Genomic DNA, 24,558 nt, shown 5'->3' with positions numbered 1-24,558 from the left:
AGAAATCGGGTGCAACTAAGGAAGAAACGAATGAAGAATATATTAAGTTGGATGCTTATGTTTGCAGTCGCCCTACCTATAGCAGGGTGCGATAATCGTAGCGGCTCGCAAACATCTGCGACGGAGAAAAGCATGGTAGAAGACTCTGCACTAACAGATAATCAAAAGTTGTCGCGAACTTTCGGACATTTATTGGCTCGACAGTTGGGCCGTTCAGAAGATTTTGCGCTAGATCTTGCTGAAGTGATTGCTGGTATGCAATCGGAAATCGAAGGAAAGAGCGCGCCTTTGACAGATTCTGAATATGAAATACAAATGGCTGCGGTGCAAAAAGCGAGTTTTGAACAAAAATGTTCGGAAAACTTAGCTGCAGCAGAACTATTCCTAAAAGAAAACAAAGATAAAGAAGGCGTTATTGAGTTAGAGCCTAATAAATTGCAGTACCGCATTGTGAAAGAAGGGACGGGGCGTGTTCTTTCTGGGAAACCTAATGCCTTGCTTCACTACACAGGAAGTTTCATAAACGGAAAAGTTTTTGATACCTCCGAGAAAAATAAAGAGCCAATTTTATTGCCTTTGACAAAAGTTATCCCAGGATTCTCCCAAGGAATGCAAGGGATGAGAGAAGGAGAGGTTCGAGTGCTGTATATACATCCAGATTTAGCTTATGGAACTACAGGACAACTACCTCCAAATTCCTTGCTTATCTTTGAAGTGAAATTGATAGAAGCAAGTGACGATAACGTCTCTGCTGTAGAGTAGTCATTAGGATTTTTTATGCGCATAGTTCTTCACAATCCGGATATTCCTCAAAACACAGGGAATATTGGTAGGACGTGTGTGGCTTTGGGGGCTGAACTGATATTGGTGCGGCCCCTGGGGTTTTCTTTAGCGGATAAGTTTGTGAAGAGAGCTGGGATGGATTATTGGGACCAGCTTTCTTTGTCTGTAGTAGATTCTTTGGAAGAGGCTCTTAGTGGAGTGCCTCAAGAGAAAATTTTTTGTCTAACGACGAAGGGTTCTTCTTACTATGGAGAACGAGAGCTTCCCTTGGATGGCACGTATATTTTTGGGGCAGAATCACGAGGATTGCCACAGTCTGTTTTGGACGCTTACCCGTCTCAGTGTTTGTATATTCCTATGATGGAGGGAACGCGTTCGCTCAATTTAGCTACTTCGGTTGGAATTATCATGTACGAAGTAGTGCGGCAGAATTATAAAAATATATTTTAAATCAGTTTTCCGGCCGAGGGAATCCTCGGCCTTTTTTAAGAATCTTTTTATTGATGCTTGGAAATGAGCTTGATCAGAGAATCTTTATCTTTCAAGCCAACGCTACGCTCAACTTCTTTTCCGTCTTTAAAAAGAATTAGAGTGGGAATAGAAGAGACGCCATACTGTTCTGCGGGACGAGGAGAAGCATCGATGTCCAGTTTCAGGATGGTGACGGAAGGAAGTTCTTTTGCTACTTCTTCTAGCACTGGAGTGAGCATTTTACAGGGGCCGCACCACTCAGCAAAAAAATCAATAAGAACTAGCCCAGAAGCAATGCTATCAGAGAAATTATCTTGAGATACAATTTGGACCATAAAGCGTATTCCTAAATTAAAATCTGTATAAGCCCTTACGGGGAGGTTTCAAAGATTCCTGAGAACCACAAGTAAACAGAGCTGACTGTGTTCTGCAAGGCCAGTTAGCCATAACCCTTATGCAAAAGTCAAGAAAGATGCCCTTAATCAGGGCATTTGTTGAGAAGAATGTTGCAGCTAAGAAGACTTGAACTTCCATGAGCAAAAGCTCACTAGAACCTGAATCTAGCGCGTCTACCGGTTCCGCCATAGCTGCACAAGGGCCCAGTATAAAAGGAACGCTTTTTTAATAAAAGGTTAAGCGTGGTGGATTTTTTTAAATAAATTCTGTACAGGAATATTTTGAGTTGTTTACTAACAGAGGGAATAAGGGCCTCCTGCAGCAAAATTTTTGTTGAGTCGTTGATGCGCAAGTTTCAAGAAAAATCATTTTCTTTGATGCTAGATAAGCTTTCTGTTTGAATTCAAAGTCTTCTTGAAAACGTAATGAGCTTGTGCCTAACAGAAAATCATGATAGCATGTAGTGGATTCAGGATGCCCTACCCCTAGAGCTTGGGGAGGTTAAGCCTGTTTTACTTTTTGTAAAAATACTTTTGCAAGGAAGTGAGAGTAGGTAGAGAACAGGGATATGGGCGGAAGGCTTACCTTTTATAAGGAAGGCTGGTGATTAAAAGAAGAGTCAGGTTGCCGTTACGCAGCTGAAAAAAGTAAGGATAAGTATGAATATTTCTGGAAGTATCAAACAAAAACTTCTCCAGTTTTTGAAAAAGCAAAAATCCCCAGAATTGTTAGCAACGTACTTGTTTTATTTAGAGCAGTCTTTGCACTTGAGTCCGGTTGTTTTTATTCGTGATAAAGTGATTTTTAAAAGCGTAGAAGACGCTGTTAAGCTTTTAGAAGCGGATAAGAAAATTTGGAGAGAAACGGAGATTCAAATTTCTTCTGGTAAACCAGAGGTAAATGAACAGACGAAGCGTATTTACATCTGTCCGTTTACGGGGAAAGTCTTTGCTGATAACGTCTATGCAAATCCTCAGGATGCCATTTATGACTGGCTTTCTTCCTGCCCTCAGAACAGGGAAAGACAAAGCGGTGTAGCCGTAAAACGATTCTTAGTGTCTGATGATCCAGAGGTAATCAGAGCGTATATCGTCCCTCCAAAAGAGCCCATCATCAAAACAGTATATGCTTCTGCAATAACCGGGAAGCTATTCCATAGTTTGCCAACGCTCTTAGAAGATTTTAAAACTTCTTATTTGCGTCCTATGACTCTTGAAGAAGTGCAAAATCAAAATAAATTCCAGTTAGAAAGCTCGTTTTTGACTTTATTGCAAGATGCTTTAGAGGAAGACAAGATCGCTGAGTTTGTCGAAAGCCTAGCAGATGACACAGCGTTTCATGAGTACATCAGCCAATGGGTAGATACAGAAGAGTAACCAACTCTTGTAAAGAGACGATAGACTTTGCTGCTGAGCTAGGAAGGCTCCTAACTCCCGGAATGGTTGTTTTGCTATCAGGGGATTACGGCTCAGGAAAGACAGAGTTCGTTCGGGGGATTGTCCAAGGGTTTTTAGGGGAGGCTGCCGTAGGTCAGGTGGCTAGTCCCTCTTTCGCCCTGCTCCATGTTTATGAAGAAGGGGAGCGAAGGGTCTGCCATTACGATTTATATCGTCTCGGGATGATTTCTGAGGAAAGTGGAGCGGATCTTTTTCAAGATGCAGAAGAAGAGGATCTTATTTGTGTTGAGTGGCCAGAAGCTGTGAATCTGTTTCCACAATTTCGTAAACGTTGTGGTGTACAGATGCGTTTTCTTACGGATACGCAAAGAGAAGTAATTATAGAAATCACAGAGGATTGTGATTTAGGCTTTTTTATGGAGAAAGATTAGCGCGTGGTACTGTTGAAAGATATTGAGTTCGTTTGTTTGGATTGTGAAACAACGGGCTTAGATGTAAAAAAAGATCGGGTTATTGAATTTGCGGCAATTCGGTTTACATTTGACGAAGTTATTGATTCCGTAGAGTTTCTTATTCATCCGGAACGAGCCGTTTCGGCAGAATCACAAAAAATTCATAAGATTTCCGATGCCATGTTAAAAGATAAGCCGAAATTTGGTGAGGTGTTCTCTAAAATTAAAGGTTTCTTTAAAGAAAGAGATCATATTGTTGGGCATCATGTAGGATTTGATTTGCAAGTGCTTTCTCAGGAAAGCGAGCGTTTGGGCGAAACGCTTCTTCCCAAGCAGCACTATGTGATTGATACCTTGCGTTTAGCGAAGGAATATGGGGATAGTCCGAATAATTCTTTGGAGGCTCTAGCAAGGCATTTTAATGTTCCTCATCAAGGGAATCACCGGGCAATGAAAGATGTGGAAATGAATGTCAGGGTATTTAAGCACCTAACGAAACGCTTCCGTACATTGTCTCAAGTAACACATATTCTGTCTAAGCCCATTAAAATGAAATATATGCCATTAGGGAAATATAAAGGACGGTTGTTTACAGACATCCCCTTAGAATATCTATTATGGGCTTCCAAAATGGACTTTGACCAAGATCTCTTGTTTTCTATTCGTAGCGAGATCAAAGCTCGCAAAAAAGGTACTGGGTTTGCTCAAGCAAACAACCCTTTTTTGGGGCTGTAGTCTTCCAAGGAATTCCTTGCTTTTTTCTATGCCACGACTACTATCCGTTACAGGGAAGCCTGGGAATAGCAGGTGTCTTCGACTCCCCGGCTAGTCAAGATGGGACTATTGGATGCATAGAAGGATTGTGTGAGGAAGGATATTAAAGATAAGAAGAAGAAAGTTTCTGCTAGTTGTATCAACGATCATATCTATAAAATATTTCCTAACGACTTAAATACGAACAACACAATTTTTGGCGGATTATTGATGAGTCTGTTGGACCGGCTAGCTTTAGTGGTCGCCGAGCGTCATTGTGAAAGTATTTGTGTGACAGCTTTTGTGGATGCTATGCGTTTTTATGCTCCTGCTTATATGGGAGAAAATCTGATTTGCTGTGCTTCCGTGAATCGATCTTGGCGAACATCTTTAGAAGTGGGAGTGAAAGTCTGGGCAGAAAATATTTATAAGCAGGAACAGAGACATATCACTTCAGCGTATTTTACGTTTGTCGCTGTGGATGAGAATAATTCTCCTATAGAGGTCCCCGAATTAATCCCTGAAAGTCAAGAAGAGATACGGCGTTTCCTGGAGGCAGATCAGAGAAGAGCTTCCCGCTTAAAGCTTTGAACGCATGTTTTGGGATTCGTTTTCTCATTTCTGGTCTTTAATCTAAGCTAATGAGGGAGTCCCGTTAGTGTTAAAAAATGTATGGTACCTTAGTCTTTCTTGGGCGCTCGTTTGCTTTGCGCAGCCTGATATAAGTGTTTTAGCTTCTGTTGTCAGTTGTCTGTGTGGTTACGGCTTATTTTGGAAAAGTCTGGTTTCTTTAGCCCAGCACTTACCCTGGAAAAAAATCTGGTGGATAGCCTTTTTTTGGATTTGGACCATTGAAGGTTTTCACTTTTCCTGGATGCTGGAGGATTTGTATGTAGGGACAGGGATCTATGGTGTTTGGGCTGTTCTTGTCTCTTCTCTTTCTGTCTTTTTTGCGAGTTTCTCTAGCCTTCTTGTTCTATGTTTTCGTAGGCAATATTGGAGTGCTCTATTTTGGCTCCCAGGAGTGTGGGTAGCTATAGAAGCTCTACGTTATTATGGACTGTTTTCTGGCGTTTCTTTCGATTTTATTGGCTGGCCTCTTACCGCAACCGCCTATGGCCGGCAGTTTGGAAGTTTTTTTGGCTGGGCTGGGCAGAGTTTTATAGTCTTAGCAGCAAATTTAGGATGTTGTTGTGTATTGGTGTTAAGAAAGCGCTTTGCTTATGGCTTGTGGCTAGCTTGCAGCGCTTTCCCCTATATATTAGGAGGTGGATACTACGAATATATAAAAAGGCAGTTTTCTGATGAAAAGGTTCTTAAAGTCGCTATTGTACAACCAGGATACAGCCCTCATATGCAGGGAGGAAAGACGGCTAGCGCTGTTTGGAGTGGATTAATTTCTTTGTGTCAGGCTATTCAGCCTCCCGTGGATGTGATTGTTTTCCCAGAGGTCTGTGTCCCTTTTGGGTTGCATAGGCAAGCCTATGCCTTTCATGAAAATCAAAAAATTTTGGAAGGCTTGGTTCCCAATAAATCTTGGAGCGAGTTTTTTACAAACTTAGATTGGATTCGGGCATTATCCGAACGGTTTCAATGTGCTGTGATCATGGGGATGGAAAGGTGGGAAGATAAAAACGGGGCAATGCACCTATATAATGCCGCAGAATGCGTCTCTTTACAAGGGGAAGTGACTAGTTATGATAAGCGAATTCTTGTCCCTGGAGGAGAATATATCCCAGGAGGTAAACTCGGGTTTTCTCTATGTAAAATCTTTTGCCCTGAGCTTGCTCTTCCTTTTCAACGTCTGCCCGGAGAGAAACCTGGAGTTGTGCAGGTTTCTGAGCAAATAAAAGCGGGCATCTCCATCTGTTATGAAGAGACTTTTGGTTATGCAATTCGCCCCTACAAAAGTCTGCAAGCAGATATTTTGGTTAATCTCACAAATGACGGATGGTATCCGCGCTCAAGGTTGCCCCTCGTTCACTTTTATCATGGCGTATTACGTAATCAAGAACTAGGGCTGCCTTGTATCCGCGCTTGCCATACAGGGGTGTCTGCGGCAGTAGATTCCTTAGGTAGAGTACGGGGCATTCTCCCTTGGGAGTCTAGAACTAGCCCTGTGCATCCAGATGTGCTTCAAGTGTCTATCCCTCTTTACAGCTATCCTACTATATATGCAAAGTTCGGCGATGCGCCGCTATTATTTGTGGCGGGGATTTCGGTTCTAGGTGCTTTGAGAGGCTTTTTTAGGCGAAGAGAAAAACGGTCCGTCAGAGAGCAGTATTTGAAATAGCAAGTGTTTTAAAACTAGATAGTAATTTTTTTGATATCGCTTGCTTGCTAAAAAAAAAAAAGGATAATATACGGGGTCTCTTTGTCAGGGTTTTGCATGTTAGATCGAGCTCAGAGAACATTGAAGCGTAAAGTATGCTATTCCGGAGTGGGGGTACATTTTGGAAAAGCTGCGACGCTTACTCTAGAGCCGGCAGAAGAAAACACGGGAGTCGTTTTCTCTCGTTGTGCAGCTTCTGGACAGCACATTCCTGCTCGGTTAGCCAATGTCTGTGGGACGGGGCGCAGCACTACATTATCCTCGCAAGGAGGTGTTGTGTCCACGGTAGAACACTTGTTGGCGGCACTGTACGCCTTTGGCGTGGATAATGTTCGTATTCATTGCTCCGAAGACGAAATTCCTATAGGTGATGGGAGTTCCCAAGTATTTGTAGATCTCATAGACCAGGCAGGAGTTGAGGATCAGGATCAAATGGTCCAGATAGCGAGGCTTGCACATCCAGTCTACTATCAGTATCAGGATACGATTTTAGCAGCGTTTCCTTCAGACGAATTTAAAATTTCTTATACCCTGCACTATTCACATAACTCTACGATAGGTACACAGTATCGTTCACTGGTAATTTCTGAAGAGTCTTTCCGCAGGGAAATTGCTTCTTGCAGAACGTTTGCTCTATACAATGAACTCTGCTTTCTAATGGAAAAGGGACTTATTGGCGGGGGGTGTTTAGGTAATGCCGTATTGTTTAAAGATGATAGTGTCATTAGTTTAGGCAAGCTGCGTTTCTCTGACGAGCCTGTTCGCCACAAGATGTTGGATTTAATAGGAGATCTTTCGCTAATTGGAAGACCTTTTGTAGCACATATTATTGCGGTGGGATCTGGCCATTCTTCCAATGTCGCTTTAGGGAATAAAATTTTAGAGGCGTTGCAGCAGGAACAGGAGTTAATTAAATGAATGAAAAGCCTGTATTAGGAATACAAGATATACAAAAATTGCTTCCGCACCGATATCCCTTTCTATTAGTGGATAGAATTCTTTCTTATGATTTAAGCACTCGTTCGATAGTGGCCCAGAAAAATGTAACGATTAACGAGCCTTTTTTTGCAGGACATTTCCCTGGAGCGCCTATCATGCCCGGAGTTCTCATACTGGAAGCTTTAGCTCAAGCTGCCGGTGTGTTGTTGGGAATTTTATTGGAAAATGAGCGGGATCAAAAAATCGCATTATTTCTAGGTATCCAAAAGGCAAAATTTCGTCATCCTGTTAAACCAGGAGATATTTTGACCTTAAAAGCTGAGTTTTCTTTGATATCTGCTAAAGGCGGGAAGGCTGTAGCACAAGCTTTCGTAGACTCTCGGGTTGTAGCTGAAGGCGAACTTAGCTTTGTTCTTGTTAAAAAAGAGGCGATATAAAGAGGCGGTGTATGACTAACATTCATCATACAGCAATTGTGGAAGATGGGGCGCAGATTGGAAACAATGTAACGATAGAGCCCTACGCTATTGTAAAAAAAAATGTGACGCTTTGCGATGATGTTGTAGTCAAGTCTTACGCGTATATTGATGGATTCACAACGATCGGTCGAGGAACAACGATCTGGCCTTCAGCAATGATCGGGAATAAGCCCCAGGATTTAAAATTTAAAGGGGAAAAAACCTTTGTCGAAATCGGAGAGCATTGCGAAATTCGTGAATTTGCTATGATTACCTCCTCTACATTTGAAGGGACTACGGTTTCCATAGGAAACAATTGTTTGATCATGCCTTGGGCGCATATCGCGCACAACTGTTCTGTTGGTAATAATGTAGTGTTTAGTACGCATGTGCAGCTTGCCGGTCATGTGCAGGTTGGGGATTGTGTAACTATTGGCAGTATGGTTGGTGTGCACCAGTTTGTTCGCATCGGTTCTTATGCAATGGTTGGTGCCATGAGTGGGATTCGCCGAGATATTCCTCCTTTTACTATAGGGACTGGGAATCCTTACGCATTAGGAGGAATTAACAAGGTAGGATTGCAGCGACGTCGCGTGTCCTTTGAAACGCGGCTGGCACTAATTAAGACTTTTAAACGAGTTTTCCGTTCAGAAGAGTCTTTTCAAGATTCTTTGGATGGGGTGTTGGAAGAGTTTGGAGATGTCCCGGAAGTGTGCCATTTCGTTGAATTTTGTCGGCAGCCGAGCAAGCGAGGCATAGAGAGAGGCGTGGATTGCGGAATGCCTTTAGATGGGCCGATAGATAAAAAAGAAGGAGCTTTTGTTGAATCTTAGAGTCGTTTATCTGGGGACTCCTCAGTTTGCGGCTACTGTTTTACAAACGCTATTGGAAGCACAAACCTCTGTTGTCGGTGTTGTTACGAGAGCTGATAAACCTCAGAAACGCTCGTCCAAGCCGGTTGCTTCTCCAGTAAAACAGTTAGCCTTGTCTAAAAACATTCCTTTACTTCAGCCTACAAAGACTACAGATCCTGCGTTTCTTTCCCAATTGCGAGAATGGCAGGCGGATGTGTTTATTGTTGTGGCCTATGGGGTCATTTTACGACAGGAACTTTTAGATATTCCTAAATATGGATGCTACAATCTTCATGCAGGGTTATTGCCTGCGTATCGCGGAGCGGCGCCTATTCAGCGTTGTATCATGGCAGGAGAAACTCTCTCTGGAAACACGGTGATTCGTATGGATGCTGGAATGGATACCGGAGACATTGCCAATGTTAATCATGTAGCGATCGGCGAAGACATGACGGCAGGAGATCTGGCAGAAGCTCTTGCTAGTTCCGGTGGAGAGATTTTGTTAAAAACTTTACGAGAAATTGAAGCAGGAACGGTCCGGCATATTCCTCAAAATCATGCACTAGCTACTTTGGCTCCTAAATTAACTAAAGAAGAGGGGTTGGTGAAATGGGATGCGCCAGCTCGTCTTGTTTACGCTCATATTCGCGGGGTTTCTCCTGCTCCAGGAGCTTGGACTCGTTTTCTCTTCCAAGGGAAGGAGTCTCGAAGGCTGGGAATTCTTTCTGCTCGAATGGAGTCCTCTTCTGAACCTCATGAAACCCCAGGAGAAGTGCTAGGGGTTTCTGGTGAAGATTTATTGGTTGCTTGTCGTCAAGGGTCTTTGCGATTGCGCATAGTGCAGCCAGAGGGAAAGGCTGGCATGAAAGCAAGAGATTTTTTTAATGGGCAATCGAGAGGGGCTGTCCTGTTTTTTTAAAAAATTTTTTGCCAATCAAGAGTCTCGGCCCATCAAAATATTTTTTGATTTTTTGGGCCGAGAAAGTCTGCCTAAGGGATTCTAAACGTTTCTTTTTTAGATTTAAGTAATAGACGTGGTACAATGTTCGCCTGAATGTAATAGGATAATTTTGAAGCAGGTAGGTGAGCATTATGGCTTCTATATGTGGGCGTCTGGGGGTTGGTACGAGCGAGGCGTTGAGATCTTTGTTTACACGGCCCGGGAATAAGCTTGCGCGAGTCGTGAATAGCGCGAAAGGAGTGGATAAGTTAGCAAAAACTGCGAAATCTGCCGCAGAATTGACCGCAAGTATTTTAGAGCATACCGAAGGAACAGGAACAGACTCCTTTGTTACAGCTTCCAAAGTCGCTAAAGGGTTTGGCGATGCGCGGACAGTTATCGCCCTCGGGAATGCGTTCAACGGCTCATTACCAGCAACGGTCCAGAGTGCGCGAAGCTGTTTCGATCACATACGAGCAGCTAGAAAGCCGGAAGAAAAAGGTCAAAACGTCCTGATGAAAGATGTTTGTGTGGCTCATAAGCGAAGAGCGGCTGCTGATGCTTGTTCTTTTGTCGGAGGGGCGACCTACCTTACTACCTTCGGAGTGATTCGACCAGTGCTGTTTGTCAATAAGCTTCTTGCTAAACCATTCTTGAGTTCTCAAGCTAAAAATGGGTTGGGAAGCTCTGTTGGCTATATTATGGCTGCTAACCACGCGGCATCTGTGGTGGGAGCTGGTTTAAATATTAGTGCAGAAAGAGCAGATTGCGAGGAGCGCTGCAATCGTATTCTGAGAGGTGAAGCAGATCAAGTGCTTGGCGCAAATAATGAGATGGGCGAGGATTTTGTTCGACAAAGAGCGGTTGCTGGAGAAAAATCCAGATCGATGACTCGTATCAAGTACAGCATTCTTACCATGATAGAAAAATTCTTAGAATGTGTCTCCGATCTTTTCAAATTGGTTCCATTGCCAATTGCGCAAGGCATTCGCGCTATCGTTGCTGCAGGATGCACATTATCCGCTGCAATTATCGGGTTGTGTACTTTCTGGTCCAAGGCATAAGAGATTTTTTAAATTTTTCAAGAAAAAGGCTGTTTCTTTTTAGAAACAGCTTTTTTTATCTGCAAAGAACCTCGCTTTTCTTATTGTAAAAATCGCCCTCCTTTGATAACCTGTCCCTTTAATTTTCTTGGATAAGCTTATTAAGTTTTCTTCCAAGGAAGCTCCACTGGTGAAACCTAGAACGATTTTTCAGGCTTTGTTTTTGCGATTTTTGGTGTGGGATTTCTTAGCGTCAAGAAAAATCTCTTGTGTGGATGTCGCGGGTTATATACCATTGCCCATTCGCAGCCTTTGTTTGCTTTAAGGAGCCGCGTTTTTATCGCGGGAATCACTCGTACAGGGTGGAGGGCATGGCCGTTTGCTAAAAGTGTAATTAGGCACCAAGGGCGGTCTATTAAGCGTTGTCAAGTTGTGTGATAAGGTAATTAAATATGCGGTCTCAGCTTAGCCTAATAGGGAAAAAGGAAGGCATGATGCATGTCTTCGATAAGAATGGAAATCTTGTTGCATGTTCGGTAATTAGCATAGAGCCAAACGTTGTTGCCCAGCTGAAAACCGCATCTTCAGATGGCTATAATGCTGTTCAAATGGGAGCCGATGCAGTAAAAGCTCCAGAAAAAACTATTGAAAAGCGTTTCTCTAAAGCGCTTCTAGGACATTTTAAAAAGTCTGGAGGAAGCGCTTTTCGTGTTTTAAAAGAGGTTGTTGTTTCTGAAGAAGCTGTTCAGTCTGTTTCTTTAGGCGATGAATTCGGGTTAGAGATTTTCGACGGAGTGTCTAGCGTTGACGTTTGCGGAATTTCTAAAGGGAAAGGTTTTCAAGGGGTTATGAAAAAATTTGGATTCCGAGGAGGGCCAAAAAGCCACGGTTCCGGATTCCACCGTCATGCAGGATCTATTGGAATGCGATCTACTCCTGGCCGATGCTTCCCTGGAAGTAAGCGTCCTAGCCATATGGGATGCGACCGGGTTACGGTTAAGAATTTAGAGGTCGTAAAAATTGACTTAGATAGAAAAGTTATGCTTGTTAAAGGAGCAATTCCTGGTTTTAAAGGATCCGTTGTTGTTGTGAAGCGTTCTTGCGGAGTAGAGGGGTAGAGGTCCTAATGGTTTTATTATCAAAATTTGATTTTTCTGGGAAAGAGTCGGGTAAATTTGATTTGCCTGATGCCTTCTTTACTGAAGGAAAAGAGCAATCAGTAAAAGACTATTTAGTGGCCATTCAGGCCAATAAACGTCAGTGGAGCGCTTGCACAAGAGGGCGATCAGAAGTTAGCCACTCCACTAAAAAGCCTTTTAGACAAAAGGGAACCGGAAATGCTCGTCAAGGTTGTTTGGCAGCTCCGCAATTCCGAGGGGGCGGGATCGTTTTTGGCCCTAAACCGAAATTTGATCAACATATTCGCATCAATAAGAAAGAGAGAAGAGCAGCTATTCGTTTGCTTTTAGCTCAAAAAATTCAAACGGGCAAATTAATTGTCGCAGAAAACTCTGTGTTTGTTGGTAGCTTGAGCGCGCCTAAAACAAAGGAAGCTTTGAGATTTTTGAAAGAGTGCAACGTAGAGTGCCGCGGGATCTTATTCGTTGATGGGTTGGATCATCTTGGAAGCAACGAGAATTTGAAATTAAGCGTGCGAAATTTGGCTTCTGTAAGAGGTTTTGCTTACGGAGAAAATATTAGTGGGTACGATATTGCCGCTGCAAGAAGTATTGTGGTTTCAGAAAGGGCTTTGGAAGTACTTGTCGAGAATCTTGTCTCTACAACAAAAGATTAAAGGGGAAACTAAGACATGAAAGATCCTTATGATGTTGTCAAAAGACATTATGTGACCGAGAAGGCTAAAATGCTGGAAGGATTAAGTCTCGGGGGCGGAGAAGGCAAGAAAAAAGGTAGTTATTGCAAAGATCCTAAGTATACGTTCGTTGTTGCAGGGAACGCTACTAAGCCTATGATTGCTGAAGCCATAGAAGCGATCTACGCTAATAAAGGCGTGAAGGTTAAAAAAGTGAATACGGTTTGTGTAAAACCTCAACCTACGAGAATGCTTCGGGGAAGAAAAAGAGGAAGAACGGCCGGGTTTAAGAAGGCTATTGTGACTTTTGTTGATGGCCACTCTATTGGTTAGTAAAGAAGGAAGAGAAGAATAACATGTTTAAAAAGTTTAAGCCAGTAACTCCCGGGACAAGACAGCTGATTCTGCCTTCTTTTGATGAGCTTACTACTCAAGGAGAATTAGACGGGTCTTCCTCTAAAAGAAGTGTTCGTCCAAACAAGAAGCTTTCTTTTTTCAAGAAAAGTTCTGGAGGACGAGATAATTTAGGGCATATTTCCTGTCGTCATCGTGGAGCAGGAGCTCGACGTCATTATAGAGTGATCGATTTCAAACGTAATAAAGATGGTATTGAAGCTAAAGTTGCTTCTGTGGAGTACGATCCTAACCGCTCTGCTTACATAGCTTTATTGAACTATGTAGATGGAGAAAAACGTTATATTTTGGCTCCTAAGGGAATTAAGCGCGGTGATCGTGTAATTTCTGGAGAAGGAAGTCCTTTTAAAGCTGGATGCTGCATGACTCTTAAGAGCATCCCTCTGGGAATTTCTGTTCATAACGTGGAAATGAGACCAGGATCTGGAGGAAAATTGGTTCGATCTGCTGGGCTTTCTGCTCAAATCATTGCCAAGACCTCTGGATACGTTACTTTGAAAATGCCTTCTGGCGAATTTCGTATGTTAAACGAAATGTGCCGAGCTACTGTCGGAGAAGTTTCTAACGCGGATCATAATCTGTGTGTAGATGGTAAAGCTGGACGTCGTCGTTGGAAGGGAATCCGTCCTACCGTTCGAGGAACTGCCATGAACCCTGTGGACCACCCACACGGAGGAGGGGAAGGACGGCATAATGGATATATTTCCCAGACTCCTTGGGGTAAAGTCACGAAAGGATTGAAAACTCGTGATAAGCGTAAGAGTAATAAGTGGATAGTTAAGGATAGAAGGAAATAGGGATTATGAGTAGATCGCTAAGAAAAGGTCCTTTTGTTGATCATCACCTTCTCAAAAAGGTTCGAGATATGAACGCTTTGGAGAAGAAAACTCCAATCAAAACGTGGTCTCGTCGTTCTATGATTACTCCTGAAATGATTGGGCACACTTTTGAAGTTCATAATGGCCGTAAGTTTTTGACGGTCTTTGTGTCTGAGACTATGGTTGGACACAAGTTGGGAGAGTTTTCTCCAACAAGAATGTTTAAGAGCCATCCCGTTAAAAAAGGGTAAGTCATAAGGAGACGGATTATGTTTAAAGCGACCGCCCGATATATGCGGGTTCAGCCAAGAAAAGCTCGTTTGGCTGCAGGGCTAATGAGAAACTGTAGTGTTATTGAAGCACAACAACAGCTTAGTTTTTCTCAAATGAAGGCTGGAAGATATCTTAAAAAAGTTTTGGATAGCGCCATTGCAAATGCGGAATCCAACGCAAACGTAAAGAGAGAGAATCTTTGCGTTGTGGAAGTTCGAGTTGATGCTGGTCCTATGTTCAAAAGAGTGAAATCGAAAAGTCGAGGGGGAAGAGCCCCTATTTTGAAGCGCACAAGTCATTTAACTGTGATTGTTGGCGAGAGAGGGCAGTAGGAGTAGAGTATGGGTCAGAAAGGATGTCCGGTAGGTTTCCGTACAGCGGTTACTAAAAAATGGCGATCTTTATGGTATGGGAATAATCAAGAGTTTGGGAAATTTCTCATTGAAGATGTGAAAATTCGGGAATTTTTGAGAAAAAAACCTTCTTGTCAAGGCGCTGCAGGATTTGTTGTCAAACGTATGAGTGGAAAAATTGAAGTGACTATTCATACGGCTAGACCAGGGTTAGTCATCGGGAAAAAAGGTGCTGAAGTAGAGTCTCTGAAGGCTGAATTGAAAAAGTTAACAGGCAAAGATGTCTGGGTAGAGATTGCTGAAGTTAAACGTCCTGAATTAAATGCTCAACTTGTAGCTGACGGTATTGCTAAACAAATAGAAAGACGTGTGTCTTTCAGAAGAGCAATGAAAAAAGCTTTGCAATCGGTAATGGATGCCGGAGCTCTTGGGGTTAAGGTTCAGGTCTCTGGTCGTTTGGCTGGAGCTGAGATTGCTCGATCAGAATGGTATAAGAATGGTCGTGTGCCTCTTCATACGCTCAGAGCAGATATTGATTATGCTACAGCGTCTGCAGAGACGACATATGGAATTATCGGCATAAAAGTTTGGATTAATCTTGGTGAAAAGAAGGCCGTCCCTGCCGCTAATCATGCAGGTGGAGCCTCAACAGCTGCTGCGTAATGCAGACAGGTTATAAGGGTGTGTGAATTATTATGTTAATGCCTAAACGAACAAAATTTCGCAAGCAGCAGAAAGGTCAGTTTGCTGGATTGAGTAAGGGAGCAACGTTTGTTGATTTCGGTGAGTTTGGAATGCAAACTCTGGAACGAGGTTGGATTACTAGCCGTCAAATTGAGGCCTGCAGGGTTGCTATTAACAGATATTTAAAACGAAAAGGGAAAGTTTGGATTCGAGTTTTCCCAGATAAAAGTGTAACGAAAAAACCTGCTGAAACACGAATGGGGAAAGGTAAAGGAGCTCCAGATCATTGGGTAGCTGTTGTTCGTCCCGGACGTATTTTATTCGAAGTAGCGAACGTTTCCAAAGAAGATGCTCAGGATGCTTTGAGAAGAGCTGCTGCGAAATTGGGAATTAGGACACGATTTGTCAAGCGTGTAGAAAGGGTATAGTATGGGAGCAAAAAAGAATTTATTAGCAGAACTTAGAGGAAAAAGCTCTGAAGAGTTGGACGAGTTTATTCGCGATAATAAAAAAGCTCTCTTCACTTTACGAGCAGAAGCTGCTTTACAAAATAAAGCTGTAAAGACTCATCAGTTTTCTCTGTATAAAAAAAGCATTGCTCGCGCTCTAACAATAAAACAAGAACAAAAGGATAGAGTCCATGGCTAGTGATGTGAGAGGTCGTAGAAAGACTAAGATCGGTGTAGTTGTCTCGTCAAAAATGGAAAAAACTGTCGTTGTTCGAGTCGAAAGAGTGTACTCGCACCCTCAATATGCTAAAGTAGTTAGGGATTCTAGCAAATATTATGCGCATAATGAGTTGGATGTGAAAGAGGGAGATACTGTTCGAATTCAAGAAACGCGTCCTTTGTCTAAAACAAAGAGATGGCGGGTTGTCGGACGTGTAAATTAGTAGTGGTTTAGCAATTATGATCCAGCAAGAAAGTCAGTTAAAAGTTGCCGATAACACGGGAGCTAAAAAGGTAAAATGTTTCAAGGTTCTCGGCGGGTCTCGCCGACGTTATGCAACGGTCGGTGATGTGATTGTTTGCTCTGTAAGGGATGTTGAGCCTGATAGTTCCGTCAAGAAAGGAGACGTTGTTAAAGCCGTCATTGTGCGGACTCGAAATGATATTCGTCGTAAAGATGGTTCTACACTGAGATTTGATACAAATAGCTGTGTAATCATTGATGACAAAGGCAATCCTAAGGGAACTCGAATTTTTGGTCCCGTAGCGAGAGAAATTCGAGATCGAGGTTTCATTAAGATTAGCTCCTTGGCTCCTGAGGTGATTTAAAGGTAGATAGTATGAAGAGACGTAGTGTTTGTGTCGGTGACACTGTTTATGTGCTTGCTGGAAACGACAAAGGTAAGCAAGGAAAAGTTTTGCGTTGTTTGAAGGATAAAGTTGTAGTTGAAGGAGTTAACGTCCGAGTAAAAAATATTAAACGCTCTCAAGAAAATCCTAAAGGGAAGCGTATTAATATTGAGGCTCCTCTTCATATTTCCAACGTACGCTTAAGTATTGATAATGAGCCTGCTAGACTATTTGTCAAGGTTACAGAAAAAGGACGGGAGCTTTGGAATAAGCGTTCTGACGGAAGTTCTTCATTATACCGGTTGGTAAGAGAAAGAAAGGGTTAATATGAGCAGGTTAAAAAAACTGTATATTGAAGAGATCAGAAAGACTCTTCAAGACAAGTTCCAATATGGAAACGTTATGCAAATCCCTGTTCTTAAAAAGATTGTTATAAGCATGGGGCTTGCTGAGGCGGCAAAAGATAAAAATCTTTTCCAGTCTCATTTAGAGGAGTTAGCTGTTATTTCTGGGCAAAAGCCTTTGGTAACTAGAGCTAAAAACTCAATCGCTGGATTTAAGCTAAGAGAAGGGCAAGGCATCGGGGCAAAAGTCACTTTGCGAGGTGTTCGTATGTATGACTTTATGGACCGTTTTTGCAATATTGTCTCCCCAAGAATTCGCGACTTCAGAGGATTCTCTTGTAAAGGGGATGGGCGAGGATGTTACTCCCTTGGTTTAGATGATCAACAAATTTTCCCTGAAGTTGATTTGGATCGCGTTAAACGATCTCAGGGAATGAATATTACTTGGGTAACTACAGCACAAACCGATGCGGAGTGCCTTACCTTGTTAGAGTGTATGGGCTTACGTTTCAAGAAGGCTCAATAAGGGAGATGTAGGTCGGTATGGGAATGACGAGTGATTCAATTGCAAATTTATTGACACGGATTCGAAATGCTTTGATGGCGGAGCATTTGTACATTGATATCGAGCATAGTAAAATGCTTGAATCAATTGTAAGAATCCTCAAGCAACATGGGTTTGTTGCACACTTTTTGGTGAAGGAAGAAAATCGTAAAAGACTAATGAGAGTCTTTTTGAGATATGGGGAAGACCGCAGACCTGTGATTCATGCGCTTAAGCGTGTGTCTAAACCTTCCAGAAGGGTTTATGTTTCTGCAGCAAAGATTCCTTACGTTTTCGGAAATATGGGTATTGCCGTCCTTTCAACTCCCCAAGGAGTTTTAGAGGGTTCTGAAGCCAGAGCTAAGAATGTTGGCGGCGAATTGCTTTGTTTAGTTTGGTAGCAAGTTAAAAGATTAGGACGGTAACGAATGTCTCGTAAAGCTCGAGACCCTATTGTACTTCCTCAAGGAGTAGAGGTCTCTATTCAAAATGATGAAATCTCAGTAAAAGGTCCTAAAGGGTCTTTGACACAGGCACTGGCAAAAGAAGTTGAAGTTGCCCTTAAAGGTAATGAGGTGTTTGTTTCTCCTGCAGCTCACGTTGTAGACAGACCTGGTCGTATGCAAGGGCTTTATTGGGCTTTAATAGCAAATATGGTCAAAGGTGTCCACCTTGGATTTGAGAAACGATTAGAAATGATCGGAGTCGGATTTAGAGCTGCTGTGCAGGGGTCCTTTTTAGATTTGTCGATCGGGGTTTCTCATCCAACAAAAATGCCTATTCCTGCTGGATTGGAAGTCTCTGTTGAAAAAAATACATTAATCTCTATCAAGGGTATCAACAAGCAATTGGTTGGAGAATTTGCAGCTTGTGTTCGTGCGAAACGCCCTCCAGAGCCGTACAAAGGTAAAGGAATTCGTTATGAGAACGAATATGTACGTCGTAAGGCTGGAAAAGCAGCAAAAACTGGTAAAAAATAGAGGGTAAAGTAGAGTCGAACTATGGAAAGCTCTTTATATAAAAAAACTTCTGGGAAAGCTCGCAGAGCTTTAAGAGTGCGGAAAGCCTTAAAAGGATCTTCTTTAAAGCCTAGGCTATCCGTTGTGAAGACAAATAAGCATGTTTATGTGCAGCTGATAGATGATGTTGAAGGTAAAACTTTGGCATCCATCTCAACCTTGGCTAAAGTTTCCAAAACCTCTGGATTAACGAATAAAAATCAAGATAATGCCAAGGCTTTAGGGGTAAAAATTGCTGAGTTAGGAAAAGGCCTTCAAATAGATCGAGTTGTTTTCGATCGAGGGGCTCACAAGTATCATGGCATAGTAGCTATGGTTGCTGATGGTGCCAGAGAGGGTGGATTACAGTTTTAATGAAGGTTTAGATAATGACGCTATCAAGAAATTCTCATAAGGAAGATCAGCTGGAAGAGAAGGTTCTCGTCGTCAACCGTTGTTGTAAGGTTGTTAAAGGAGGCCGTAAATTTAGTTTTTCTGCGCTTATTTTAGTAGGCGATAGAAAAGGGCGTTTGGGCTTTGGGTTTGCGAAAGCTAACGAGTTAACGGATGCTATCCGTAAAGGTGGAGATGTTGCTCGAAAAAATCTTGTCTCTATCAAATCTCTTGAGGGAGGATCTATTCCTCATGAGGTTCTTGTTAATCATGATGGAGCGGAGCTTCTGTTAAAACCTGCTAAACCAGGAACCGGAATTGTGGCAGGATCTCGTATTCGTTTGATTTTAGAGATGGCCGGAATAAAAGACATCGTGGCAAAGAGTTTAGGATCTAATAATCCTATGAATCAGGTAAAAGCAGCTTTTAAAGCTCTCCTGACACTTTCTTGTAAAGATGATATTATGAAAAGGAGAGCCGTTATCAATGATTAAGTTAGAATGTTTACAAGATTCTTCTCCTCGTAAGCGGAGAACTAAACTCTTGGGCAGAGGCCCTTCTTCCGGACACGGTAAAACTAGTGGACGGGGACATAAAGGGGACGGGAGCCGTTCTGGATACAAAAGACGGTTCGGATATGAAGGGGGAGGCGTTCCTTTATATAGAAAAGTCCCTACCCGAGGATTTTCTCACAAACGCTTTGACAAGTGTTGTGAAGAAGTTGCAACACAACGTTTGAATGAAATATTTGAAAACGGAGAAGAAGTGTCCTTGGAGACTTTAAAACAGCGAAAAGTTATCCATAGAGAGACGTCTCGTGTTAAAGTGATCCTTAAGGGTGCTTTAGATAAGAAATTAGTCTGGAAAGATGCTGCAATAGTGCTGTCAGAAGGAGTAAAAAGTCTTATCGAGACTATTTAACTAAAACTTTTGGGTAAAGTTTATGGCTACATTGCGACAAGTGTTTTCGATTTGCGAACTGCGACAGAAAATATTTTTTACCGTTTCTCTGCTTGCGTTGTGTAGAATTGGAGTGTTTATTCCTGTGCCAGGAATTAATGGAGAACGCGCTGTAGCTTATTTTAATCAGCTGTTAGGATCCAGCCAAAACTTGTTTCAATTAGCTGATATCTTTTCTGGGGGAGCTTTCGCTCAGATGACGGTCATAGCGTTGGGAGTTGTGCCTTACATCTCCGCTTCGATCATCGTGCAGCTTCTTGTGGTCTTTATGCCCACCCTGCAGAGAGAAATGCGGGAAGCTCCTGATCAGGGAAGACGCAAGTTAGGACGAATGACAAGGCTTTTCACTTTGCTTCTTGCTTGCGTGCAGTCTCTGCTTTTTGCAAAATTTGCTCTGCGAATGAATCTGGCTGTTCCAGGAATTGTTCTTCCTGCGATGCTGTCCTTGAAATTATTTGGCGTGCCCTGGGTCTTTTATCTGACAACTGTTGTTGTGATGACGACTGGGACTCTTTTACTCATGTGGGTTGGAGAGCAAATTTCTGATAAAGGGATTGGTAATGGAATTAGTTTGATCATTACCCTTGGGATATTAGCTTCGTTCCCCTCTGTTTTAGGGTCTATTGTTAATAAATTAAATTTGGGATCTCAGGATCCTTCTGAATTTGGAATCGTTTCTCTTTTGCTTCTTTGTGCAGTCTTTGTTTTCGTTCTTATGGGGACTGTATTGATTATAGAGGGAGTGAGAAAAGTTCCGGTTCAGCATGCTCGTAGAATTATTGGAAGAAGAGAAGTTTTAGGAGGAGGATCTTATCTTCCGCTGAAAGTGAATTATGCGGGGGTAATTCCTGTTATTTTTGCTTCTTCTTTGCTTATGTTTCCTGCTACCATTGGACAGTTTCTCTCCTCAGAATCTTCCTGGTTGAAGCGTATAGCCGCGATGTTGTCTCCTGGTAGTGTGGTTTACTCAATTTTTTACGTGCTGCTTATTATATTTTTTACCTATTTCTGGACAGCTACGCAGTTTCGGCCAGAACAAATAGCTTCTGAAATGAAAAAAAATGGAGCGTTTATCCCTGGTATTAGACAGGGAAAACCAACCCAGACCTATCTTGAATACACAATGAACAGGGTAACTTTACTGGGGGCTGTATTTTTAGCTGTTGTAGCGATATTACCTTCTATTTTGGGAAGGGTTTTAAGAGTTGACGCGAACGTCAGCTACTTTTTGGGTGGAACTGCCATGCTTATCGTAGTCGGAGTTGTTTTGGATACGATGAAGCAAATAGATGCTTTCCTTTTAGTCCGGCGTTATGACGGAGTTTTAAAGAAAGATCGCCCCAAAGGAAGACGTTGAAAAATAACAATTTTTGACCTAAGATGCTTATACTACTTTAAGGGAGGCCCTTCGTATGCCACGCATCATTGGAATAGATATTCCTGCGAAAAAGAAATTAAAAATAAGTCTTACATATATTTATGGAATAGGGCCAGCTCTTTCTGAAGAGATCATTGCTAGATTGCAGTTGAATCCAGAAGCGAGAGCTGCAGAGTTGACTGAAGAAGAAGTGGGTCGACTAAACGCTCTTTTGCAGTCGGATTATGTTGTTGAAGGAGATCTGCGCCGTCGCGTGCAATCTGACATCAAACGTCTGATTACCATCCATGCTTATCGTGGGCAAAGACATAGACTTTCTTTACCTGTCCGTGGTCAGAGAACTAAAACCAATTCTCGCACGCGTAAGGGTAAACGTAAAACTGTTGCAGGTAAGAAGAAATAATAATTTTTAGGAGAGAGTGTTTTGGTTAAAAATCAAACGCAAAAAAAAGGCGTAAAAAGAAAACAAGTAAAAAACATTCCTTCGGGCGTTGTCCATGTTAAGGCTACTTTTAATAATACAATTGTAACCATAACCGACCCTGCTGGTAATGTGATTTCCTGGGCCTCTGCTGGAAAAGTTGGTTACTCGGGCTCTCGTAAATCTTCGGCATTTGCAGCGACTGTTGCTGCTCAAGACGCCGCTAAGACTGCTATGAGCTCTGGGTTGAAAGAGGTTGAAGTAAGTTTGAAAGGAACTGGCGCTGGGCGAGAATCTGCTGTACGGGCTCTGATTTCTTCCGGGCTTATTGTTTCTGTTATCCGAGATGAAACTCCCGTCCCTCATAATGGGTGTCGACCAAGAAAACGACGAAGAGTGTAGTTATAGCTAAGGAGTTTGGGATGTCGGATAATTCACATAATTTACTTTATAACAAATTTGAGTTGCCTGAATCGGTGAAAATGTCTCCCGTTGAAGGGGCTGTTGGTGGCGTTGATAGAGTAGCTCGGTTTGTTGCTGATCCCTTAGAAAAAGGGATGGGGCACACATTAGGAAGCGCCTTGAGACGTGCTCTATTAATCGGCTTGGAAGCTCCTGCTATTGTTTCTTTTTCCATGACGGGAGTTTTACATGAATATATGGCGGTAGAGGGAATCATTGAAGATGTGACCAATATCGTTTTGAATTTGAAGGGTTCTTTGCTTAAAAAATATCCTTTGCAAGGCGCTGAAGGAGGAAGAGCTTCTCAAAAATTACACGCCACGATTTCCATCGATGCTGCTGATTTAGCTGCGGCTGGTGGACAAAGAGCTGTTACTTTGGGAGATCTTTTGCAAGAAGGGACCTTTGAAGCTGTAAATCCTGATCACGTAATTTTTACAGTTACTCGCCCTATGCAGTTGGAAGTTATGTTGCGGGTTGCCTTCGGTAGAGGGTACATTCCTTCTGAGAGAATTGTTCTTGAAGAAAGAGGGATGAATGAAATTGTCCTAGATGCAGCATTTTCTCCTGTTGTTTTGGTCAATTATTTTATTGAAGATACCCGTGTTGGGCAAGATACAGATTTCGATCGGCTAGTCTTACAAGTGGAAACGGATGGTCGTGTGGCTCCTAAAGAAGCTGTGGCCTTTGCTACGCAAATTTTGAGCAAGCATTTTTCCGTTTTCGAGAAAATGGATGAAAAACGAATCGTTTTTGAAGAAGCTATTTCTGTAGAGAAAGAAAACAAAGACGATATTCTTCATAAATTAGTTTTAGGCATCAATGAGATAGAGCTTTCTGTGCGATCCACGAACTGTTTGTCTAATGCTAATATCGAAACGATAGGGGAGCTGGTGATTATGCCGGAGCCTCGATTGTTACAGTTTAGGAATTTCGGGAAGAAGTCTCTTTGTGAGATTAAGAATAAGCTGAAAGAAATGAAATTAGAGTTAGGCATGGATCTTAGCCAATTTGGCGTAGGGCTAGATAATGTCAAAGAAAAAATGAAATGGTATGCCGAAAAAATTCGGTCGACTAAGAGTACCAAGGGATAAAAAAAGATATGCAACACGCTAGAAAAAAATTTAGGGTTGGTCGAACTTCTTCGCATAACCGTTGCATGTTGGCTAATATGTTGAAGTCCTTGATTCACAATGAAAGAATTGAGACAACAATACCTAAGGCCAAAGAGTTGCGTCGTCATGCGGACAAGATGATTACTTTAGCCAAGAAAAATACTTTAGCCGCAAAAAGATTGGCCGTTGGGCGTCTTATGATCAGATATAATTCCTTGACTAGTAAAGAGGCTCGTCAGGCTAAGGCGGGCGATTTATCTGCTTACAATGTTGATAGAAGAGTCCTTGGGAAGTTGTTTGATGTATTGGCCACCAGATTTTCTTCGAGAAATGGCGGATATACGCGCATTTTGAAGCTGCAAAATAGGGTTGGTGATAATGCTCAAAAGTGTATTATAGAATTTTTAGCAGATTAGTGCTAATTTTTCGAAAACACTGACTACCTGGGATTTAGCCATGCGGATTGTGATTAATGGTTTTGGACGGATTGGGCGATTAGTTTTAAGACAAATTCTGAAACGAAATTCCTCTATCGAAGTTGTAGCTATTAATGATTTAGTCGCAGGAGATCTTCTCACGTACTTATTTAAGTATGATTCCACTCACGGATCTTTCGCTTCGCAGGCGACATTTTCTGATGAATGTCTGGTTGTCGGAGAAAGAAAGATCCGTTTCTTGGCAGAAAGAGACGTTCAAAAGCTTCCTTGGAAAGATTTGGATGTTGATGTTGTCGTCGAAAGCACAGGATTGTTTGTTAATAGAGATGATGCGGCGAAGCATTTAGCTTCTGGCGCTAAGCGTGTATTGATAACCGCTCCTGCTAAAGGCGATGTCCCTACCTTTGTTATGGGAGTTAATCATCAAAAATTTGATGCAGCGAATGATGTAATCATTTCCAACGCCTCTTGTACAACAAATTGTTTAGCTCCTTTGGCTAAGGTTTTGCTAGACAACTTTGGTATAGAAGAGGGGTTGATGACAACGGTTCATGCGGCGACAGCCACGCAAAGTGTGGTGGATGGTCCTTCTCGGAAAGATTGGAGAGGAGGGCGAGGCGCTTTCCAAAATATTATTCCCGCCTCAACAGGAGCCGCAAAGGCTGTGGGGTTGTGCTTGCCAGAGCTTAAAGGAAAGTTGACAGGGATGGCTTTTAGAGTGCCTGTGGCGGACGTCTCTGTAGTAGATCTAACTGTTAAATTGAGCTCGGCAACAACGTATGAGGCCATCTGCGAAGCTGTGAAGCATGCTGCAAATACAAGTATGAAGGGTATTCTGCATTACACAGAAGAGGCTGTAGTTTCTTCTGACTTTATTGGTTGTGAGTATTCGTCAGTATTTGATTCCCAAGCCGGAGTTGCTTTGAATGATCGATTCTTCAAATTGATAGCTTGGTATGATAATGAAATAGGCTATGCGACTCGCATAGTAGATTTATTAGAGTACGTACAAGAAAACTCTAAATAAAGGTTAAT

Annotated in this window: 37 protein-coding genes and 1 tRNA gene; 36 read left to right on the top strand and 2 right to left on the bottom strand. The window is 42.3% G+C overall.

Annotation, left to right across the window (positions count from 1 at the left end):
- The first annotated feature begins 30 nt into the window (after positions 1 to 30).
- Together B6E89_RS02955 and B6E89_RS02950 are read left to right on the top strand one after the other, a co-directional pair.
- Positions 31 to 762 (top strand): FKBP-type peptidyl-prolyl cis-trans isomerase, encoded by a 732-nt coding sequence (locus tag B6E89_RS02955; protein ID WP_080123862.1) that lies wholly within the window; start codon positions 31 to 33, stop codon positions 760 to 762.
- Positions 763 to 777: 15 nt separating this feature from the next.
- Positions 778 to 1,233, top strand: coding sequence for a tRNA (cytidine(34)-2'-O)-methyltransferase (locus tag B6E89_RS02950; protein ID WP_035406903.1), 456 nt, complete (start codon positions 778 to 780; stop codon positions 1,231 to 1,233).
- A 47-nt stretch (positions 1,234 to 1,280) separates the two neighbouring features.
- Here the strand turns inward: B6E89_RS02950 and trxA are convergent, their stop codons facing one another.
- Both trxA and B6E89_RS02940 read right to left on the bottom strand, forming a co-directional pair.
- On the bottom strand, positions 1,281 to 1,589 hold the full coding sequence (gene trxA / locus B6E89_RS02945; RefSeq protein WP_035406901.1) for a thioredoxin: 309 nt from the start codon (positions 1,587 to 1,589) through the stop codon (positions 1,281 to 1,283).
- Positions 1,590 to 1,761: 172 nt separating this feature from the next.
- Positions 1,762 to 1,845: transfer RNA gene (locus B6E89_RS02940), tRNA-Leu, on the bottom strand.
- 464 nt (positions 1,846 to 2,309) lie between these two features.
- On the opposite strand from B6E89_RS02940, the gene B6E89_RS02935 reads away from it, so the two are divergent.
- The 34 genes from B6E89_RS02935 to gap all read left to right on the top strand — a co-directional run bounded on the left by B6E89_RS02935 (position 2,310) and on the right by gap (position 24,550).
- Positions 2,310 to 3,026: a DUF2709 domain-containing protein gene (locus B6E89_RS02935; RefSeq protein WP_035406898.1), complete on the top strand. Its 717-nt coding sequence runs from the start codon at positions 2,310 to 2,312 to the stop codon at positions 3,024 to 3,026.
- On the top strand, positions 3,005 to 3,478 hold the full coding sequence (gene tsaE, locus B6E89_RS02930; RefSeq protein WP_080123111.1) for a tRNA (adenosine(37)-N6)-threonylcarbamoyltransferase complex ATPase subunit type 1 TsaE: 474 nt from the start codon (positions 3,005 to 3,007) through the stop codon (positions 3,476 to 3,478). Before B6E89_RS02935 ends, tsaE begins: the two co-directional genes overlap by 22 nt.
- Positions 3,479 to 3,481: 3 nt before the next feature.
- A complete protein-coding gene (locus B6E89_RS02925; protein ID WP_035406892.1) occupies positions 3,482 to 4,234 on the top strand; it encodes a putative quorum-sensing-regulated virulence factor in 753 nt (250 codons plus the stop codon).
- A 129-nt stretch (positions 4,235 to 4,363) separates the two neighbouring features.
- Positions 4,364 to 4,843, top strand: a complete 480-nt coding sequence (locus B6E89_RS02920; RefSeq protein ID WP_035406888.1) for an acyl-CoA thioesterase — start codon at positions 4,364 to 4,366, stop codon at positions 4,841 to 4,843.
- 67 nt (positions 4,844 to 4,910) lie between these two features.
- The gene (lnt, locus tag B6E89_RS02915; RefSeq protein ID WP_080133114.1) at positions 4,911 to 6,545 is read left to right on the top strand and encodes an apolipoprotein N-acyltransferase; all 1,635 of its coding nucleotides are present in this window, start codon (positions 4,911 to 4,913) and stop codon (positions 6,543 to 6,545) included.
- A gap of 96 nt (positions 6,546 to 6,641) precedes the next feature.
- Positions 6,642 to 7,502, top strand: a complete 861-nt coding sequence (lpxC, locus tag B6E89_RS02910) for a UDP-3-O-acyl-N-acetylglucosamine deacetylase (RefSeq protein WP_035406881.1) — start codon at positions 6,642 to 6,644, stop codon at positions 7,500 to 7,502.
- Positions 7,499 to 7,960, top strand: coding sequence for a 3-hydroxyacyl-ACP dehydratase FabZ (gene fabZ / locus B6E89_RS02905; RefSeq protein WP_035406878.1), 462 nt, complete (start codon positions 7,499 to 7,501; stop codon positions 7,958 to 7,960). The genes lpxC and fabZ overlap by 4 nt, the downstream gene beginning before the upstream one ends.
- A gap of 11 nt (positions 7,961 to 7,971) precedes the next feature.
- Entirely contained in the window at positions 7,972 to 8,814 is an 843-nt protein-coding gene (gene lpxA / locus B6E89_RS02900; protein WP_035406874.1) for an acyl-ACP--UDP-N-acetylglucosamine O-acyltransferase, read from the top strand.
- Positions 8,804 to 9,754, top strand: a complete 951-nt coding sequence (fmt, locus tag B6E89_RS02895; protein WP_080133265.1) for a methionyl-tRNA formyltransferase — start codon at positions 8,804 to 8,806, stop codon at positions 9,752 to 9,754. Before lpxA ends, fmt begins: the two co-directional genes overlap by 11 nt.
- A 173-nt stretch (positions 9,755 to 9,927) precedes the next feature.
- Complete coding sequence (locus tag B6E89_RS02890) at positions 9,928 to 10,839, top strand: CT529 family inclusion membrane protein (RefSeq protein WP_080133113.1); 912 nt, start codon at positions 9,928 to 9,930, stop codon at positions 10,837 to 10,839.
- A 431-nt stretch (positions 10,840 to 11,270) separates the two neighbouring features.
- Positions 11,271 to 11,936 carry a 50S ribosomal protein L3 gene (gene rplC, locus B6E89_RS02885; RefSeq protein ID WP_035406869.1) on the top strand — a complete coding sequence of 222 codons (666 nt, stop codon included), beginning with the start codon at positions 11,271 to 11,273 and terminating at the stop codon, positions 11,934 to 11,936.
- An 8-nt stretch (positions 11,937 to 11,944) separates the two neighbouring features.
- Entirely contained in the window at positions 11,945 to 12,613 is a 669-nt protein-coding gene (rplD, locus tag B6E89_RS02880; RefSeq protein ID WP_080123107.1) for a 50S ribosomal protein L4, read from the top strand.
- A 15-nt stretch (positions 12,614 to 12,628) separates the two neighbouring features.
- Entirely contained in the window at positions 12,629 to 12,964 is a 336-nt protein-coding gene (locus B6E89_RS02875) for a 50S ribosomal protein L23 (RefSeq protein WP_035406863.1), read from the top strand.
- A 23-nt stretch (positions 12,965 to 12,987) separates the two neighbouring features.
- On the top strand, positions 12,988 to 13,842 hold the full coding sequence (gene rplB, locus B6E89_RS02870) for a 50S ribosomal protein L2 (protein WP_080121541.1): 855 nt from the start codon (positions 12,988 to 12,990) through the stop codon (positions 13,840 to 13,842).
- A gap of 5 nt (positions 13,843 to 13,847) precedes the next feature.
- On the top strand, positions 13,848 to 14,114 hold the full coding sequence (gene rpsS / locus B6E89_RS02865) for a 30S ribosomal protein S19 (RefSeq protein WP_009871888.1): 267 nt from the start codon (positions 13,848 to 13,850) through the stop codon (positions 14,112 to 14,114).
- A gap of 18 nt (positions 14,115 to 14,132) precedes the next feature.
- A complete protein-coding gene (gene rplV, locus B6E89_RS02860) occupies positions 14,133 to 14,468 on the top strand; it encodes a 50S ribosomal protein L22 (protein ID WP_080121540.1) in 336 nt (111 codons plus the stop codon).
- Positions 14,469 to 14,477: 9 nt separating this feature from the next.
- On the top strand, positions 14,478 to 15,152 hold the full coding sequence (gene rpsC / locus B6E89_RS02855; protein ID WP_080121539.1) for a 30S ribosomal protein S3: 675 nt from the start codon (positions 14,478 to 14,480) through the stop codon (positions 15,150 to 15,152).
- 32 nt (positions 15,153 to 15,184) lie between these two features.
- Positions 15,185 to 15,601 carry a 50S ribosomal protein L16 gene (rplP, locus tag B6E89_RS02850; protein ID WP_009872721.1) on the top strand — a complete coding sequence of 139 codons (417 nt, stop codon included), beginning with the start codon at positions 15,185 to 15,187 and terminating at the stop codon, positions 15,599 to 15,601.
- Between the two features lies 1 nt (position 15,602).
- Positions 15,603 to 15,821 (top strand): 50S ribosomal protein L29, encoded by a 219-nt coding sequence (rpmC, locus tag B6E89_RS02845; protein WP_035406853.1) that lies wholly within the window; start codon positions 15,603 to 15,605, stop codon positions 15,819 to 15,821.
- Positions 15,814 to 16,065 carry a 30S ribosomal protein S17 gene (gene rpsQ, locus B6E89_RS02840; RefSeq protein WP_009871883.1) on the top strand — a complete coding sequence of 84 codons (252 nt, stop codon included), beginning with the start codon at positions 15,814 to 15,816 and terminating at the stop codon, positions 16,063 to 16,065. The genes rpmC and rpsQ overlap by 8 nt, the downstream gene beginning before the upstream one ends.
- A 16-nt stretch (positions 16,066 to 16,081) precedes the next feature.
- Positions 16,082 to 16,450, top strand: coding sequence for a 50S ribosomal protein L14 (gene rplN, locus B6E89_RS02835; protein ID WP_010231626.1), 369 nt, complete (start codon positions 16,082 to 16,084; stop codon positions 16,448 to 16,450).
- A gap of 11 nt (positions 16,451 to 16,461) precedes the next feature.
- On the top strand, positions 16,462 to 16,797 hold the full coding sequence (gene rplX, locus B6E89_RS02830) for a 50S ribosomal protein L24 (protein ID WP_035406849.1): 336 nt from the start codon (positions 16,462 to 16,464) through the stop codon (positions 16,795 to 16,797).
- 1 nt (position 16,798) lies between these two features.
- Positions 16,799 to 17,341, top strand: coding sequence for a 50S ribosomal protein L5 (rplE, locus tag B6E89_RS02825; protein ID WP_035406846.1), 543 nt, complete (start codon positions 16,799 to 16,801; stop codon positions 17,339 to 17,341).
- Positions 17,342 to 17,358: 17 nt separating this feature from the next.
- A complete protein-coding gene (gene rpsH / locus B6E89_RS02820; RefSeq protein WP_080121537.1) occupies positions 17,359 to 17,760 on the top strand; it encodes a 30S ribosomal protein S8 in 402 nt (133 codons plus the stop codon).
- Positions 17,761 to 17,787: 27 nt separating this feature from the next.
- The gene (gene rplF / locus B6E89_RS02815) at positions 17,788 to 18,339 is read left to right on the top strand and encodes a 50S ribosomal protein L6 (RefSeq protein WP_080133112.1); all 552 of its coding nucleotides are present in this window, start codon (positions 17,788 to 17,790) and stop codon (positions 18,337 to 18,339) included.
- 21 nt (positions 18,340 to 18,360) lie between these two features.
- Positions 18,361 to 18,732, top strand: a complete 372-nt coding sequence (gene rplR / locus B6E89_RS02810) for a 50S ribosomal protein L18 (RefSeq protein ID WP_080124435.1) — start codon at positions 18,361 to 18,363, stop codon at positions 18,730 to 18,732.
- Between the two features lie 14 nt (positions 18,733 to 18,746).
- A complete protein-coding gene (gene rpsE, locus B6E89_RS02805; protein WP_035406836.1) occupies positions 18,747 to 19,244 on the top strand; it encodes a 30S ribosomal protein S5 in 498 nt (165 codons plus the stop codon).
- The gene (gene rplO, locus B6E89_RS02800) at positions 19,237 to 19,671 is read left to right on the top strand and encodes a 50S ribosomal protein L15 (protein ID WP_035406833.1); all 435 of its coding nucleotides are present in this window, start codon (positions 19,237 to 19,239) and stop codon (positions 19,669 to 19,671) included. Before rpsE ends, rplO begins: the two co-directional genes overlap by 8 nt.
- Before the next feature lie 22 nt (positions 19,672 to 19,693).
- Positions 19,694 to 21,067, top strand: coding sequence for a preprotein translocase subunit SecY (gene secY / locus B6E89_RS02795; RefSeq protein WP_080123104.1), 1,374 nt, complete (start codon positions 19,694 to 19,696; stop codon positions 21,065 to 21,067).
- A gap of 55 nt (positions 21,068 to 21,122) precedes the next feature.
- On the top strand, positions 21,123 to 21,491 hold the full coding sequence (gene rpsM / locus B6E89_RS02790; protein WP_010231575.1) for a 30S ribosomal protein S13: 369 nt from the start codon (positions 21,123 to 21,125) through the stop codon (positions 21,489 to 21,491).
- Between the two features lie 21 nt (positions 21,492 to 21,512).
- Positions 21,513 to 21,911: a 30S ribosomal protein S11 gene (rpsK, locus tag B6E89_RS02785; protein WP_010231573.1), complete on the top strand. Its 399-nt coding sequence runs from the start codon at positions 21,513 to 21,515 to the stop codon at positions 21,909 to 21,911.
- 20 nt (positions 21,912 to 21,931) lie between these two features.
- Positions 21,932 to 23,065, top strand: a complete 1,134-nt coding sequence (locus B6E89_RS02780; protein WP_035406823.1) for a DNA-directed RNA polymerase subunit alpha — start codon at positions 21,932 to 21,934, stop codon at positions 23,063 to 23,065.
- Between the two features lie 8 nt (positions 23,066 to 23,073).
- Positions 23,074 to 23,502 carry a 50S ribosomal protein L17 gene (gene rplQ, locus B6E89_RS02775; protein WP_080133111.1) on the top strand — a complete coding sequence of 143 codons (429 nt, stop codon included), beginning with the start codon at positions 23,074 to 23,076 and terminating at the stop codon, positions 23,500 to 23,502.
- Positions 23,503 to 23,542: 40 nt separating this feature from the next.
- Entirely contained in the window at positions 23,543 to 24,550 is a 1,008-nt protein-coding gene (gap, locus tag B6E89_RS02770) for a type I glyceraldehyde-3-phosphate dehydrogenase (protein ID WP_035406817.1), read from the top strand.
- Positions 24,551 to 24,558: the final 8 nt, after the last annotated feature.

It is taken from the genome of Chlamydia suis, assembly GCF_900169085.1.
GTDB classification, from domain to species: Bacteria; Chlamydiota; Chlamydiia; order Chlamydiales; family Chlamydiaceae; genus Chlamydia; species Chlamydia suis.
The sequence above is the reverse complement of the archived record's forward strand: the minus strand, read 5'-3'. Positions and strand labels throughout refer to the sequence as shown.

Bases quoted from the DNA above. Each gene is read 5' to 3' on its own strand.
- rplF (WP_080133112.1), top strand. From the start codon at position 17,788: ATGTCTCGTAAAGCTCGAGACCCTATTGTACTTCCTCAAGGAGTAGAG.
- rpsQ (WP_009871883.1), top strand. From the start codon at position 15,814: ATGGCTAGTGATGTGAGAGGTCGTAGAAAGACTAAGATCGGTGTAGTT.
- rplE (WP_035406846.1), top strand. From the start codon at position 16,799: ATGAGCAGGTTAAAAAAACTGTATATTGAAGAGATCAGAAAGACTCTT.
- B6E89_RS02955 (WP_080123862.1), top strand. From the start codon at position 31: ATGAAGAATATATTAAGTTGGATGCTTATGTTTGCAGTCGCCCTACCT.
- rpsH (WP_080121537.1), top strand. From the start codon at position 17,359: ATGGGAATGACGAGTGATTCAATTGCAAATTTATTGACACGGATTCGA.
- rplP (WP_009872721.1), top strand. From the start codon at position 15,185: ATGTTAATGCCTAAACGAACAAAATTTCGCAAGCAGCAGAAAGGTCAG.
- rplR (WP_080124435.1), top strand. From the start codon at position 18,361: ATGGAAAGCTCTTTATATAAAAAAACTTCTGGGAAAGCTCGCAGAGCT.
- lpxC (WP_035406881.1), top strand. From the start codon at position 6,642: ATGTTAGATCGAGCTCAGAGAACATTGAAGCGTAAAGTATGCTATTCC.
- tsaE (WP_080123111.1), top strand. From the start codon at position 3,005: ATGGGTAGATACAGAAGAGTAACCAACTCTTGTAAAGAGACGATAGAC.
- rplD (WP_080123107.1), top strand. From the start codon at position 11,945: ATGGTTTTATTATCAAAATTTGATTTTTCTGGGAAAGAGTCGGGTAAA.
- trxA (WP_035406901.1), bottom strand. From the start codon at position 1,589: ATGGTCCAAATTGTATCTCAAGATAATTTCTCTGATAGCATTGCTTCT.
- B6E89_RS02890 (WP_080133113.1), top strand. From the start codon at position 9,928: ATGGCTTCTATATGTGGGCGTCTGGGGGTTGGTACGAGCGAGGCGTTG.
- rpsC (WP_080121539.1), top strand. From the start codon at position 14,478: ATGGGTCAGAAAGGATGTCCGGTAGGTTTCCGTACAGCGGTTACTAAA.
- rpsS (WP_009871888.1), top strand. From the start codon at position 13,848: ATGAGTAGATCGCTAAGAAAAGGTCCTTTTGTTGATCATCACCTTCTC.
- rpsE (WP_035406836.1), top strand. From the start codon at position 18,747: ATGACGCTATCAAGAAATTCTCATAAGGAAGATCAGCTGGAAGAGAAG.
- rpsM (WP_010231575.1), top strand. From the start codon at position 21,123: ATGCCACGCATCATTGGAATAGATATTCCTGCGAAAAAGAAATTAAAA.
- B6E89_RS02950 (WP_035406903.1), top strand. From the start codon at position 778: ATGCGCATAGTTCTTCACAATCCGGATATTCCTCAAAACACAGGGAAT.
- rplO (WP_035406833.1), top strand. From the start codon at position 19,237: ATGATTAAGTTAGAATGTTTACAAGATTCTTCTCCTCGTAAGCGGAGA.
- lpxA (WP_035406874.1), top strand. From the start codon at position 7,972: ATGACTAACATTCATCATACAGCAATTGTGGAAGATGGGGCGCAGATT.
- rplV (WP_080121540.1), top strand. From the start codon at position 14,133: ATGTTTAAAGCGACCGCCCGATATATGCGGGTTCAGCCAAGAAAAGCT.
- B6E89_RS02935 (WP_035406898.1), top strand. From the start codon at position 2,310: ATGAATATTTCTGGAAGTATCAAACAAAAACTTCTCCAGTTTTTGAAA.
- rpmC (WP_035406853.1), top strand. From the start codon at position 15,603: ATGGGAGCAAAAAAGAATTTATTAGCAGAACTTAGAGGAAAAAGCTCT.
- rplN (WP_010231626.1), top strand. From the start codon at position 16,082: ATGATCCAGCAAGAAAGTCAGTTAAAAGTTGCCGATAACACGGGAGCT.
- rplQ (WP_080133111.1), top strand. From the start codon at position 23,074: ATGCAACACGCTAGAAAAAAATTTAGGGTTGGTCGAACTTCTTCGCAT.
- B6E89_RS02875 (WP_035406863.1), top strand. From the start codon at position 12,629: ATGAAAGATCCTTATGATGTTGTCAAAAGACATTATGTGACCGAGAAG.
- gap (WP_035406817.1), top strand. From the start codon at position 23,543: ATGCGGATTGTGATTAATGGTTTTGGACGGATTGGGCGATTAGTTTTA.
- fabZ (WP_035406878.1), top strand. From the start codon at position 7,499: ATGAATGAAAAGCCTGTATTAGGAATACAAGATATACAAAAATTGCTT.
- rplC (WP_035406869.1), top strand. From the start codon at position 11,271: ATGCGGTCTCAGCTTAGCCTAATAGGGAAAAAGGAAGGCATGATGCAT.
- rplB (WP_080121541.1), top strand. From the start codon at position 12,988: ATGTTTAAAAAGTTTAAGCCAGTAACTCCCGGGACAAGACAGCTGATT.
- rplX (WP_035406849.1), top strand. From the start codon at position 16,462: ATGAAGAGACGTAGTGTTTGTGTCGGTGACACTGTTTATGTGCTTGCT.
- secY (WP_080123104.1), top strand. From the start codon at position 19,694: ATGGCTACATTGCGACAAGTGTTTTCGATTTGCGAACTGCGACAGAAA.
- B6E89_RS02780 (WP_035406823.1), top strand. From the start codon at position 21,932: ATGTCGGATAATTCACATAATTTACTTTATAACAAATTTGAGTTGCCT.